This is a genomic window from Chengkuizengella marina, assembly GCF_009910845.1.
GTDB classification, from domain to species: domain Bacteria; phylum Bacillota; class Bacilli; order Paenibacillales; family KCTC-33759; genus Chengkuizengella; species Chengkuizengella marina.
In genome coordinates this window covers 97,155-109,868 of sequence record NZ_SIJB01000018.1, presented here as the reverse complement: position 1 = coordinate 109,868, position 12,714 = coordinate 97,155, and the positions used below count along the sequence as shown (strand labels likewise).

Here is a 12,714-nt window from a genome sequence, read left to right as displayed (position 1 = left end):
TTGATATAAAATTTATATGAATTTAATCACTTTTTGTTATCAATAATCATAGTTTGTGAATTTTGTTACGAATTTAGACAAATATCTCTTGCTATTTTTGAATTAACGTTATATTATTGCATTTGGATAAGTAAATGATGCAGTAATTTACAACATAAAATGAATTAGGATGGATAAAAATAAAGTTAAATTTTCATGAAATTGATTGTGCTTTTTTTCACAAGTCATTTACAAAACGGAAAATACAGAAATGGATGGGAGTATATTTATGAGTCAAATACCAAGAATAGTCATCATTGGTGCAGGTTATGGAGGAATTGTAACGTCAATTCGTTTGCAGAAAGAATTAAATTATAACGAATCAGATGTTACTTTAATTAATAAACATGATTATCACTATATTACTACTCATTTGCATATGCCAGCAGCTGGTACAGATGATCCTAAGAATGCAAGAGTGGACATTTCTAAATTAATTGATGAATTTAAAGTTGATTTCATTAAATCTACAGTGGTTGATATCAATACGGATGAAAAGAAAGTGATCTTGGAAGATGGTTCAGTTTCTTATGATTATTTAGTTATTGGACTAGGAGGAGAGCCGGAGACATTTGGAATTCCAGGACTTAAAGAGTATGCGCTTAGTATTCGCAGCATAAATAGTGTGAACTATATCCGTGAGCATATCGAATATATGTTTGCCAAATATAAAAATGATGAGAGTCGTACAGATTATTTGACTTTTGTAGTAGGTGGATCTGGATTTACAGGAATTGAATTTGTTGGAGAGTTAGCGGATCGACTTCCTAAATTATGTAATGAATTTAATGTAGATCCTAGTATTGTCAGAATTGTCAATGTAGAAGCGGCTCCTACAGCTTTACCAGGTTTTGATCCAGAATTAGTTAAATATGCAATGGATGTACTTACAGAAAAAGGTGTAGAGTTTATGATTTCTACTCCAATTAAAGAATGTACAACAGATGGAGTAATTTTAGCAAACGGAGAGGAGATTAAATCTCAAACTGTTGTGTGGACTGGTGGAATACGTGGTAACAGCCTAGTAGAAAATGCTGGTTTTGAAGCAGTAAGAGGCCGTGTAAAAGTTGATGAGTATTTAAGAGCTCCAGGTTTTGATGATGTATTTATCATAGGTGATTGCTCTGTTATGTTCAAAGAAGATGGAAAACCATTTCCACCAACTGCTCAAATTGCAATGCAGCAAGGGGTAGCTTGTGCGTATAACTTAGCAGCCAGCATTAGGGGTGAAAAATTAAAAACATTTAAACCAGAAATCAAGGGAACAGTTGCATCGTTAGGTAAAGGTGAAGCTATTGGTGTTGTAGGAGAGAGAAAAATAAAGGGTTATACTGCAGCTGTTATGAAAAAAATAATTGATATTCGTTATTTATACAATATCGGTGGAATTTCACTTGTGTTGAAGAAAACCCGCTTATAATAATCCTTCTTTTTTAATTGATTTAATTTTGGTATCATTATTCATTATAAAGGGTTTTTAGAAGGAGGTTGTACGGTTATGAAACATTGTAGTGTACAAGTTCGGGGTTTATTAACTAGAGAAGAGCTGGATCGATATAATGCTTTAATGGATGTTGGTCATTATTTAGAAGATCAAAGTCGGCATGATTTAGCTTATACAGTTCAAAAAGAAATTGATTATCTCGTACAACCTGCAATTGAACGTTTAAAGGAAAAAAGTCGACAAAGAGATCGGGACACAGAAGAATATTTAAGGAAGAAATCGGAAATGGAGTAATTAAGGAAAACCATCAGTGAAAGTTATATTCACTGATGGTTTTTCATCTATAATCATTTAAATTCTGACTACTTTATTTTAGTTGTTTTAAATTTTCAATTGCTTCTGACGGTTCCATACGTTTGTAATATTCTGCACTAGCAAAACCTGCAGCAATTTTTTTATTTGAATCGATAATATAAGTAGCTGGTATTGGCAATGTCCAACTTTCATCATTATTTCTTTTTACTAAGTCGTATTGAAATACATTTTTATACACTTCTACTAAGTAATCAGGGAGTTGAAACGTTAATTTGTAGTCCTCAGAAATTTTACTTCCTACATCGCTTAATACTTGAAAAGATAAATCATGTTTTTCTTTTAAGGTTAATGAATAATCTGGTTCTTCAGGACTAATTGCAAATAATTGAGCACCTAGTTCAGTAATTTCATTTATTTTTTGTTGATATGCTCTTAATTCTAAATTACAGTATGGGCACCACTCACCACGATAAAAACTTAATATAACAGGTCCTTTATTTAGTTCTTCATATAGGTGAACATTTTCTCCTACAGCATTTTTCAAAGTGAAATCTGGCGCAATATCACCTAAGTTTAATCCTTTAGGATGATCAGACTCATCTAATTCTTTTATGGATTGAAAGACTTTTTCTAATACCTCTTTTGGTACTCTCTTCAAATTTTCATCTTGAAATTGTTTGATGTCTTGAGCTAAGGTCATATATAATCCCTCCCTTTTATAAAATAATTACTTTTAAACTTAACAAAAAAATAGTAACATGTTGACTCTATAATAAATGTGAAATACATTACAAAAAATATTACTAGTAAAGAAAAAACGAGCAGTCTTCTGCCCGTTTTTACCATTTTATATTTTAAAAACTATATTATTTGCTTAATGAACAACTTTTTAATTTAGTTGTTTTAAAGCCTTAATTGCTTCTGATGGTTCCATACGTTTTGTATAATCTGCATTAGCAAATCCTGCAACAACTTTTTTATTTGAATCAATAATATAAGTAGCTGGAATTGGGAATGTCCAACTTTCATCATTATTTCTTTTTCCTAAGTCATTTTGAAAGAAATCTCTATACACTTCTTTTATATAATCAGGAAACTGAAACGTTAACTTATAGTCTTCAGAAACTTTATTTCCAATATCGCTTAATACTTGAAAAGATAAATCATGTTTTTCTTTTAAGGTTAATGAATAGTCTGGTTCTTCAGGACTAATTGCAAATAGTTGCGCACCTAGTTCAGTAATTTCATTTATTTTTTGTTGATATGCTCTTACTTCTAAGTTACAGTATGGGCACCACTCACCACGGTAAAAACTTAATATAACAGGTCCTTTATTTAGTTCCTCATATAGGTGAACATTTTCTCCTACAGCATTTTTCAAAGTGAAGTCTGGGGCAATATCACCTACGTTTAATCCTTTAGGATGATCAGACTCATCTAATTCTTTTATAGATTGAAAAACCTGCTCTAATACCTCTTGCGGCACTCTCTTCAAATTTTCATCCTGAAATTGTTTGATATCTTGAGCTAATGTCATATATAAACACTCCTTATAAAATAAATTACTTATTGAAACTTACAGATAAAATAATACCATGTTAGTTTTAAAATGAATGTGAAATAGATTACAAAAAAAACGAGCAGTAGTTTTCTGCTCGTTTTTGCTATTTATATTTATGAAATTAGATTTCTAACATTTTTGACATCTTATTCTGATCTAATAAATTCCCTACAAAAAACTCTCCAAATTCACCAAATCGAGCACTTACTTCATCAAAACGCATTTCATAGACAAGTTTTTTAAATTGCAATGCATCATCAGCAAATAAGGTAACTCCCCATTCCCAATCGTCAAATCCAACGGAGCCTGTAATAATTTGTTTTACTTTCCCAGCGTATTGTCGTCCAATCATGCCATGACTTCTCATCATTCCACGACGTTCTTCCATGCTTAACATGTACCAGTTATCATTACCTTCTCGACGTTTATTCATTGGATAAAAACATATATGATTCGCTTTAGGTAATGTAGGTTTTAACCTAGCTATAATCTCTGGATTTTGCATTGGATCTCCGTCACCTTGCGCCATGTAATTACTTAATTCAACTACAGAAACATAGGAATACATTGGAATTGTAAATTGAGCCAGTGTTGTTTTATTAAATGCAGTCTCTAATTCATTAATTTCTTCTAATGATTCGCGAAGGTGCATCATAACAAAATCCGCCTTTTGGCCAATAATACTATAAAGAGCTGTACTTCCTTGTTTTTTATCTTCTATGTCAGACCATTCTTGTATAAATGAAAGAAATTCATCCTCAGCTTGTTTTCTTTCTGCTGGAGATAGGCTTTTCCAAGCGTTCCAATCCATTGCTCTAAAATCATGTAGCGCATACCAACCTTCTAAGGTTAAAGCTGCTTCACTCATTAAAATTTCACTCCTCTAATTTTATAAACGTATGTAATAGTTGATGTAGTTTCTTCATTATTTTAAACTAAACATTAGTTCGTAGCAAACCTAACGGTTCAAACCATGACAAAATTCATAATTTGTTTACAAATTTAAAATACGCTGTAAAAAACGCTCATACTTATTGACTTTGTATAAAAAAATCAAGTAAAATACTAGAAGTTCTTATTTATTTATTGAAAAATGAGGGGTTAACAATGAACGCCGACGTTGATATTATTCAATTACCAATACTGTTTGCCTTAACGTTTGTTTTATTTTTTGGCATCGGTTTTATTTTAAACATGTTATTAAAAACTACCTGGTTTCCGACTTATGTGTACGTATTTGTTGTTATTCCTTACATGGTATATTGGTTATGGGAAGCAGGACAATCTCTACTTACAAACATATCTCATTATCAAATCACGGATTACATTACTTTCATTGGCGGTCTTGTAGGTGCCATTTTAAGTGGAATAACGATTAAAAAATTAAGAGATCAAGGTTATAAGATGTTCTAAATTGTAAACTTTAGCAGCTCCTGACATGGAGCTGCTTTTATTTTGAAAAATTCCCATTTAATTGGTTAGTAAAAACAACAACTAAGGAAATAATAAAAAGCAGAAATAAGAAAATGATGGGGGAATGAAAATGCCTTTTAAACAATTAAATGGAGTTAGACTTTATTATCAAGTGAAGGGTTCAGGAATACCCATTATCTTCATTCACCCTCCTTTGCTTACTTGTTCTAATTTTCTTTATCAAACACAGCAATTATCCGATGAATTTGAAGTCATTACGTTTGATATTAGAGGTCATGGTTTAAGTGAAGCATCAGAAGAACCTCTTACCTTTTCTTTGATTGCGAATGATGTAATAAATTTATTGGATTTTTTAAAAGTAAAAAGATGTTATATTTGTGGATATTCTACAGGTGGTACTATAGCACTGGAAGCCATGTTAACTTATCCAGATCGTTTTTTTGGAGGCATATTAATTAGTGCTATGTCTGAGGTAAGTGATTTTAAATTAAAGAGAAGAATTATGATGGCTGTAGGTTTAACATCAATAAGAGCCAAAAGCTTTCTTGCTTATGTCATTACTCGTGGAAATGCAGATATGAAACCTACATTTAAACAATTATATAAAGAAGCAAAAAGAGGAAATGTTAAAAATATAAAACAGTATTATAGAGCTACACTTTCTTATAATTGTTCCTCCAAATTGAAATACATACAATCTCCTCAATTATTAATTTATGGTGATCAAGATAAAGGATTTTTTAAATACGCCAATATTTTACACAAAGAATTACCTAACAATGAAATTCATTTTTTGGAGGGAAAAACCCATCAAATCCCAACGAAGTCAGCACTACATATGAACCAATTGATTACAGATTGGATTGAAAACCATCAAATAGAGTTATGTAAGCAAAATGAAGAAATAGCTCATTTGGATTTCTGTAATATGATAAAAGAATCAGAGAATGGATTGGATAATTTTCATTGAAATTTGAGTATATTTTAACTTCACTTTTGTGAGTCATATTATGTTAAAATAAAGAGTACTATAAACTTATTTCTATAATATTTATAGAGTTTATAAATCTATCAATTGGTGAGTTTTAAATATGAAAATAATGAATATATTACACTTTACAGAAAATCATCGATTTTACATATATCGTGATTTTTCTATGAGTTCTATGAATACGTATATGTTAAATAATATATATCAGCCGATGGTTGGATTAAGTGCTATTAGCCTGTATCATTTTTTATATCAACAAGTATCCACTGATCAACTAGGGTATTCGGAACTAGAGCAGCAAAGAAAGCTTTTTTTATTTTTAGGGATTGAACCTAGCGAACGAGGAAGAAAATTTTTAATCGAACAGTTTTCTAAACTAGAAGCCATAGGTTTACTTCAAACTTACCGTAAATATATTTTAGGTAGCGATGATTACATATATGAATATAAGTTGCTTTCTGCTTTATCTCCAAAAGAATTTTTTAAAAATCAACATTTAACTTTATTATTAAGAGATAAAATTGGTAAACATACTGTTATTTCCTTAAGAGAATCATTTAAAGAAAAGCTACCTTCAGAAATTTCAACGGAAGAAATATATTCAAAAAATGTGTCTGTACCATTTTATGAATTATTTCAGTTAAATACACAAGTAGTAGATAAGGAGTTAGAGGAAGCTGAACTTGAGGTTGGAGCATCATTACAAATTGTCAATCAGACTCTTGAGACTGAACCTTCAGATGAATATACTTATGCAGATTTAATCACTAGAATACCTCGTAATTCCATGAATCGTTCATTTATTGAGAATTTAAAATATGAACCTGAACAAATCAATGCGATCAATTATATTATAAAAAAATATCATTTAACCTTACAAGAAGTTAGTAGCTTATTAGATGAAGATGGTATCTTTTCTCAAAATGGTGAGTTAATCATTGATCAGTTACAAAAAAAAGCAAATTCTAATTATAGACAAGATAAAACACGAGAGGATATTCGTGAACGATTTATGAAACAAGATTCAAAAGACGAACGTGTACCTTATGAAGAAAAAATTGTGGATACGGCTTATTTTCTAGATATACCAGATAGATTCAATGGAAAATGTGATATTCAGCAATATAATATGATGCTTTGCAATGCTCCCTACACACATGTACTTAAAAGTGTTTTTCCTGGGTCTATTCCAGATCGTATATTAGATATTTTTGATAAAATAGACATGAACTATAAACTTAAAGAAGAAGTTATTAATGTCCTAATTCATTATTTAGTTTCTCATGATTTAGACTGGAACAAAAATTTTATAGATTCTATTGCATCTGATCTATTAGGAAAACAAGTCATTAGTTTTGAACAGGCTGTTATTTATATTCGTAATAAAAAGGAAGTAAAGGAAAAATTAGCAGCGAATAAAATAAATAAAAACTCCAAAAGCAGAACATATTCTACAAGAAATTATCAGAATCAGAAGCCAAAGATACCAATTATGACTTATACAAATCAACAAGAAACAGTATCGAAAGAAGAATTAGATAAGCTTAAGAAATTAGCTGCTGAATGGGATGGGCAATAACTATGTTCGTGAATTAGGAAAGGAGGAGTAAGATATTGCAGTCATTATCTGAGATCGTAAATGTTATCCCTAAAACTAAAATTCAAGAAGCTAAAGATAAAATGCAAACTTTATTAAATGATCCTTTAATATTAAAATTTAGAGAGAAGCATCCAGAGATTTCGAATGAAGATCTCAAAATTCATATGAATCGTTTATATGAATTCGTAAGAGAATATAAGCAGTGTACAAATTGTCCTGGTTTAGAAAACTGCCCGAATGATTTTAAAGGTCATTATACGAAACTTACTGTACAAAATTATAATGAATATCGACAAATCACGGATCAAAAAATAGCCTGTAAAAAACTAAAGGCATATGAATCACAAGAGCTTATTCGTAAAAAAATTCGTAGTTTTTATATTGATGAACGAGCACTAAAAGAAGGGTACTCTTTAAATGAGATTATGCAAAAAGATGAGCAAAGACTTCCAGCCATCATTGCATTAACAGATTATATTCATCAAACAAAAAAAGAAGGGTTACAAAAAAAAGGTTTGTATTTATCAGGAACTTTTGGTACTGGGAAAACTTTTTTATTGTGTTATATGTTGAATGAATTAGCTAAAAGTGGTCATACGGGTGTGATTGTATATGTACCAGATTTTATAGAAGATTTAAAAGAAATGATGAAGGATACGGCTAGATTAAAAAATACAATTGAAATGTTGAAAACGACAGATTTATTAGTATTTGATGATCTAGGTGCGGAAAATATAAACGCTTGGGCTAGGGATCATGTATTAGGGACAATTCTAAACTATAGAATGAATAGAAAACCTACTTTTTATACTTCTAATTATGATTTGAAAGGGTTAGAAAAACATTTTAGTTTTACTAGCAAAGATGGAGAGGATGAGCTTAAAGCACAACGCATCATGGACAGAATAGAGCCATTTGTACAAGTAATAGAAGTAAAAGGAACAAATAAAAGAAGGACGAATGAATTTAATTAAAAATAATGAAGAACCCTCATCTATGATTTAAAAACATAAACGAGGGTTTTATATTAATGTACACATATTATGTATCATTGTGAAATTACAGATAAAATTGTAGCAATAATCGCGATGAGAAAGAAAATACCAGTAGATACTGCAAATCCGACACCAACATCAATAAAATCGTTTCTTGGTTCTTCATTTACGTGTAATTCAGGTTGTCTAGTTTCGCTCATAAGAAATTCCCTCCTAAAATAGCTCAATTAGTTTTAAGTATACCTAACCAAGTATATACTTGTAAAGCATATGAAAGTGACAATTGTGAGACTTTCGCATAAATTATTTAATTGTGACCATAATAAGTTTGAATCATCATTGTAGATTAGAAACATTCTAATTTAGATTTGAAATTAACTAACTTTATGTTATAATGTACAAATAATATTAGAAATTATACATTTTTAAATAAAGGAGAATCAATCATGAGTATCGTGAATGTATCAGATCAATCATTCAAAGGGGAAGTTGAGAGCACTGGAACTGTTCTTGTAGACTTTTGGGCACCTTGGTGTGGACCTTGTAAAATGGTAGCTCCAGTACTTGAAGAATTAGACGAAGAAATTGGTAATGAACTTAAAATTGCAAAAGTGAACGTAGATGACAATCCTGAGTCAGCTTCACGTTTTGGAGTAATGAGTATTCCAACTTTAATCGTTTTTAAAGACGGAGAACCTGTAGATAAAGTTGTTGGTTTCCAACCAAAAGATGCTTTAAAAAGTGTTGTATCTAAACACCTATAATTTTAAAATACTTGTAAATGTTAAAGCCCTCTTAAGAGGGCTTTTTTGATTCTCAAACAATTTACAAACAGTATCCCTAATTCTCAACTGAAAGTTTGTAGACTTTATGCTATGATAAAATAAAATAGAAACATATGTGCTTAATGGATAGGGGAGAAGCAAGGATGAGTGAAATAGAAAGGCAAAAAAAAATAGAAAAAATAAAACATAAATTGTCATTGCTTCCTGATCAACCTGGATGTTATTTAATGAAAAATGAAAACGGTGATATCATCTATGTTGGTAAAGCTAAAGTTCTAAAAAATAGAGTAAGATCTTATTTCACAGGAAGCCATGATGCTAAAACTCAAAAACTTGTGAGTCTGATTGAAGACTTTGAATATATTGTTACTTCAAGTAATAAAGAAGCACTTATTTTAGAGTGCAATTTAATTAAAGAACATCATCCACGTTACAACGTTATTTTAAAAGATGACAAAACATATCCGTATATTAAAATTACAAACGATACTCATCCTAGATTAGAGGTTACAAGAAAAGTCATAAAAAATAATGGTAAATATTTTGGTCCATATCCTAGTGCATTTGCAGCACAGCAAACAAAAAAATTATTGGATCGTTTATATCCTTTACGTAAATGCAAAACCATTCCTGATAAAGTTTGTCTATATTATCATTTAGGGCAATGTGTAGCACCATGTGAATATGAGGTAGATCAGAAACAATATGAAGAAATGGTTCAAGAGATAACAAAATTTTTAAATGGTGGTCACGAGCAAATCAAGGTTGAATTAATAAAACAAATGCATGATGCAGCAGAACAGCTTCAATTTGAAAAAGCCAAAGAATTTAGGGATCAGATTAAACACATCGAAGTTCTAATGGAACAACAAAAAATTACGATGAAAGATAACATAGATCGAGATATATTTGGATTTGCAGTTGATAAGGGTTGGATGTGTGTGCAAATTTTATATGTAAGACAAGGGAAAATGATTGAACGTCATGCTTCCAGATTTCCTTATTATGGTGAGGCTTACGAAGATTTCATTTCTTTTATAACTCAATACTACAGTGAAAATCCTGCTTTACCTAAGGAGATTGTATTGCCAAGTCACGATGATAAAGATGCTGAGGAAAAAGATAGCATTAAAGAAGATTTACAATCATGGTTAAAAGTAAAAGTGCATTTACCTAAACGTGGTTTAAAAAAGCAGGCAGTCTTAATGGCGAATGATAATGCAAAAATTGCACTAGAAGAAAAGTTCAAATTGATTGAGAGGGACGAAGAACGCACAATTAAAGCTGTGGAAAATTTAGGTAAATGGCTAGGTACAGAACCAGTTCATCGTATAGAAGCTTTTGATAATTCTAATATTCAAGGTGCAAACCCAGTATCAGCTATGGTTGTTTTTGTAGATGGAAAACCTGAACGTAAAGAATATCGTAAATATAAAATTAAAACAGTTAAAGGTCCAGATGATTACGGTTCTATGCGAGAGGTTGTTAGAAGGCGGTATGAAAGGGTTCTAAAAGAAAACTTACCTTTACCTGATTTAATTATTGTCGATGGGGGAAAAGGACAGATTTCAGCAGCGATAGAAATTTTAGAGGACGAGTTAGGATTATTTATTCCAGTTTGTGGTCTGGTGAAAGATGAAAAACATAAAACAGCACAACTTATGGTCGGAAATCCACCTGAAGTCATTCCTATCCCGCGTGATCAGCAAGAGTTTTATTTACTGCAAAGAATTCAAGAAGAAGTTCATCGATTTGCAATCACATTCCATCGTCAATCTAGAAGTAAATCAATGGTTGCATCACAGCTCGATTCCATTCCAGGCGTCGGGGAAAAAAGAAGAAAGAAATTATTAAAACACTTTGGATCTTTAAAAAAAATCCGAGAGGCATCTATTGAAGATTTTAAACCCCTCGGAATTGGAGATAAACTAGCAGGTGAGATTATGACATCTCTTCGGGAGGATCAGAATAATTCCTCTTAAATCTTTGATGAAACTTAAACATGGAATAAGCAACAATGGCTGGTAAAACCATATAAAATAATGATAACAAAGCGTATTTAGTAAAATCAAAGTATAAAAGCTGAAGTGAAAATAAAATACTATCAACAATGGCATGTGCGAAAACAGCTGTCATGAATCCGAATTTCAAAAAGATATAACCAAAAATCAGACCAATGATTGTTACTTCAAAAAAACGAGTGTATGCAGGGTAGATTGGGTATGCCATATGCCCGATTGCCCAGGCCATACTTGATATGATTACGGCAACAATCGTACTTCTAAAGATTTTCTTGAATAATGGAATGCCAAACCATCGATAGATTATTTCCTCGGAAATGGCAGCTGCCCATGCAATGAGTGGCATTAAACCAGGCATCCATAGGTTATATGGTGAGAAAGTGAGATCACTTACTGACCATACATCAAAGAAGGTTTCTCCAATGAAATAAAATATACTTTGCACTGCTAATATAATGAAAGAAAATAAATATCCAAACCCCATTGCTTTTAAGACAATGTTACCGTAATTTGGATTTTTTCTATTTGGCCAAAGTGTCTCACTCCTGTTTTTCCAGAGACCATCAGCTGAGACAGATGTAAAATATATAATAACGCTGAGTAAGGTATAAATAACAATGGATACTATCATCATGATAATAGCTACGTTATTACTTTCTTCTGGAAGCATCGCTCGATTAACGGGATACATATTAATATTGGTAATTGTGTAAATGGCAAGAAATGTGAGTGTGAGTAAAATACCTTTTTTAAAAGAAATATGCTTTCTTAAAACAATGGAGATGATCAAAGCAATAATTCCAAATATAACATTTAAAACAATCATTAATAAAGACATGATTGAAGCTTGAGCATCTTGTTTATCCATCCAACTTACAAAAGAATCTGGAATAGAGAAACTCTTATTAAATGAAATCACTTGATCTGCTTCGACCATTGTATGTAACTGCAATTTTGCCTCTGCTACACCTTCTTCATAACTTTCAAAAATATAGTTATTCATTTCCCTCTCATTTAGAGGCAATAAGTAAAAATTGTTAATATCATACCCTTTCTCCATTAAAAATAATTCAGCGATCTCTTGCTGATGTATATCATCTGTACTCATATTTCTATTCATTGTTTTCCATCCAAGTACATTCCCACTTGTCATATGTATATCAACTAAGTATTTTTGCGTATTATCATTTACTTGAATTTGAAAGTAATCAATAGGATTTGAATCTCCAAACTGTTCATTATATTGTGATGTTAGATCATTCTTTTGCAGGTATCCTCCTAACTGCTTGTCAGTTTGAAATGTAAGTAGAGTTTCAACCTGATTTATATTAACATTATAAAAATCAGATAGAAACTGCAAAGCGCTCTCCTCAGCTTGTTGTGTACTGATTATTTTTTCATTATCAAGTAGTGCTTCATCATTGTTTTCCGAAGGTAAGAAACTCATAACTAAAAAGATGAAAAAACTGAGTAAGGCAATAATAATGACATTACGAGTAGAATGATTCTGTTCCATATACACAATCTCC

The 12,714-nt window shown here is 31.1% G+C and carries 13 protein-coding genes; 8 read left to right on the top strand and 5 right to left on the bottom strand.

All coding sequences use genetic code 11. The features are described 5' to 3' along the window. Nucleotides 1-268 precede the first annotated feature (268 nt). Together ERL59_RS07905 and ERL59_RS07900 are read left to right on the top strand one after the other, a co-directional pair. Nucleotides 269-1,459, top strand: coding sequence for an NAD(P)/FAD-dependent oxidoreductase (locus tag ERL59_RS07905; protein ID WP_160645662.1), 1,191 nt, complete (start codon nucleotides 269-271; stop codon nucleotides 1,457-1,459). Between the two features lie 78 nt (nucleotides 1,460-1,537). Beyond that, complete coding sequence (locus ERL59_RS07900; protein ID WP_160645661.1) at nucleotides 1,538-1,777, top strand: hypothetical protein; 240 nt, start codon at nucleotides 1,538-1,540, stop codon at nucleotides 1,775-1,777. Between the two features lie 73 nt (nucleotides 1,778-1,850). Here ERL59_RS07900 and ERL59_RS07895 read toward each other — a convergent pair whose 3' ends face one another. From ERL59_RS07895 to hemQ, 3 genes are all read right to left on the bottom strand, one after another. Then, nucleotides 1,851-2,498, bottom strand: a complete 648-nt coding sequence (locus ERL59_RS07895; protein ID WP_160645660.1) for a peroxiredoxin-like family protein — start codon at nucleotides 2,496-2,498, stop codon at nucleotides 1,851-1,853. Nucleotides 2,499-2,687: 189 nt separating this feature from the next. Continuing rightward, nucleotides 2,688-3,335 (bottom strand): peroxiredoxin-like family protein, encoded by a 648-nt coding sequence (locus ERL59_RS07890; protein WP_160645659.1) that lies wholly within the window; start codon nucleotides 3,333-3,335, stop codon nucleotides 2,688-2,690. Nucleotides 3,336-3,480: 145 nt separating this feature from the next. Continuing rightward, nucleotides 3,481-4,227, bottom strand: coding sequence for a hydrogen peroxide-dependent heme synthase (gene hemQ, locus ERL59_RS07885; RefSeq protein WP_160645658.1), 747 nt, complete (start codon nucleotides 4,225-4,227; stop codon nucleotides 3,481-3,483). 239 nt (nucleotides 4,228-4,466) lie between these two features. On the opposite strand from hemQ, the gene ERL59_RS07880 reads away from it, so the two are divergent. The 4 genes from ERL59_RS07880 to dnaI all read left to right on the top strand — a co-directional run bounded on the left by ERL59_RS07880 (nucleotide 4,467) and on the right by dnaI (nucleotide 8,358). Further along, nucleotides 4,467-4,772 (top strand): YuiB family protein, encoded by a 306-nt coding sequence (locus ERL59_RS07880; RefSeq protein ID WP_160645657.1) that lies wholly within the window; start codon nucleotides 4,467-4,469, stop codon nucleotides 4,770-4,772. A gap of 130 nt (nucleotides 4,773-4,902) precedes the next feature. Then, nucleotides 4,903-5,763, top strand: coding sequence for an alpha/beta fold hydrolase (locus tag ERL59_RS07875; protein WP_160645656.1), 861 nt, complete (start codon nucleotides 4,903-4,905; stop codon nucleotides 5,761-5,763). A gap of 121 nt (nucleotides 5,764-5,884) precedes the next feature. Continuing rightward, complete coding sequence (locus ERL59_RS07870; RefSeq protein ID WP_160645655.1) at nucleotides 5,885-7,363, top strand: replication initiation and membrane attachment family protein; 1,479 nt, start codon at nucleotides 5,885-5,887, stop codon at nucleotides 7,361-7,363. A 35-nt stretch (nucleotides 7,364-7,398) separates the two neighbouring features. Continuing rightward, on the top strand, nucleotides 7,399-8,358 hold the full coding sequence (gene dnaI / locus ERL59_RS07865; RefSeq protein ID WP_160645654.1) for a primosomal protein DnaI: 960 nt from the start codon (nucleotides 7,399-7,401) through the stop codon (nucleotides 8,356-8,358). Nucleotides 8,359-8,432: 74 nt separating this feature from the next. Here dnaI and ERL59_RS07860 read toward each other — a convergent pair whose 3' ends face one another. Then, nucleotides 8,433-8,579 (bottom strand): YqzM family protein, encoded by a 147-nt coding sequence (locus ERL59_RS07860; RefSeq protein WP_160645653.1) that lies wholly within the window; start codon nucleotides 8,577-8,579, stop codon nucleotides 8,433-8,435. Between the two features lie 246 nt (nucleotides 8,580-8,825). On the opposite strand from ERL59_RS07860, the gene trxA reads away from it, so the two are divergent. Next, nucleotides 8,826-9,143 carry a thioredoxin gene (gene trxA, locus ERL59_RS07855; RefSeq protein ID WP_160645652.1) on the top strand — a complete coding sequence of 106 codons (318 nt, stop codon included), beginning with the start codon at nucleotides 8,826-8,828 and terminating at the stop codon, nucleotides 9,141-9,143. A 164-nt stretch (nucleotides 9,144-9,307) separates the two neighbouring features. Continuing rightward, nucleotides 9,308-11,146 (top strand): excinuclease ABC subunit UvrC, encoded by a 1,839-nt coding sequence (gene uvrC, locus ERL59_RS07850; protein WP_160645651.1) that lies wholly within the window; start codon nucleotides 9,308-9,310, stop codon nucleotides 11,144-11,146. Here the strand turns inward: uvrC and ERL59_RS07845 are convergent. Then, a complete protein-coding gene (locus tag ERL59_RS07845; protein ID WP_160645650.1) occupies nucleotides 11,106-12,701 on the bottom strand; it encodes a CPBP family intramembrane glutamic endopeptidase in 1,596 nt (531 codons plus the stop codon). The genes uvrC and ERL59_RS07845 overlap by 41 nt on opposite strands. Nucleotides 12,702-12,714 lie beyond the last annotated feature (13 nt).

Bases quoted from the DNA above. Each gene is read 5' to 3' on its own strand.
- trxA (WP_160645652.1), top strand. From the start codon at position 8,826: ATGAGTATCGTGAATGTATCAGATCAATCATTCAAAGGGGAAGTTGAG.
- ERL59_RS07890 (WP_160645659.1), bottom strand. From the start codon at position 3,335: ATGACATTAGCTCAAGATATCAAACAATTTCAGGATGAAAATTTGAAG.
- ERL59_RS07900 (WP_160645661.1), top strand. From the start codon at position 1,538: ATGAAACATTGTAGTGTACAAGTTCGGGGTTTATTAACTAGAGAAGAG.
- ERL59_RS07860 (WP_160645653.1), bottom strand. From the start codon at position 8,579: ATGAGCGAAACTAGACAACCTGAATTACACGTAAATGAAGAACCAAGA.
- ERL59_RS07905 (WP_160645662.1), top strand. From the start codon at position 269: ATGAGTCAAATACCAAGAATAGTCATCATTGGTGCAGGTTATGGAGGA.
- ERL59_RS07895 (WP_160645660.1), bottom strand. From the start codon at position 2,498: ATGACCTTAGCTCAAGACATCAAACAATTTCAAGATGAAAATTTGAAG.
- ERL59_RS07875 (WP_160645656.1), top strand. From the start codon at position 4,903: ATGCCTTTTAAACAATTAAATGGAGTTAGACTTTATTATCAAGTGAAG.
- uvrC (WP_160645651.1), top strand. From the start codon at position 9,308: ATGAGTGAAATAGAAAGGCAAAAAAAAATAGAAAAAATAAAACATAAA.
- hemQ (WP_160645658.1), bottom strand. From the start codon at position 4,227: ATGAGTGAAGCAGCTTTAACCTTAGAAGGTTGGTATGCGCTACATGAT.
- ERL59_RS07845 (WP_160645650.1), bottom strand. From the start codon at position 12,701: ATGGAACAGAATCATTCTACTCGTAATGTCATTATTATTGCCTTACTC.
- ERL59_RS07880 (WP_160645657.1), top strand. From the start codon at position 4,467: ATGAACGCCGACGTTGATATTATTCAATTACCAATACTGTTTGCCTTA.
- ERL59_RS07870 (WP_160645655.1), top strand. From the start codon at position 5,885: ATGAAAATAATGAATATATTACACTTTACAGAAAATCATCGATTTTAC.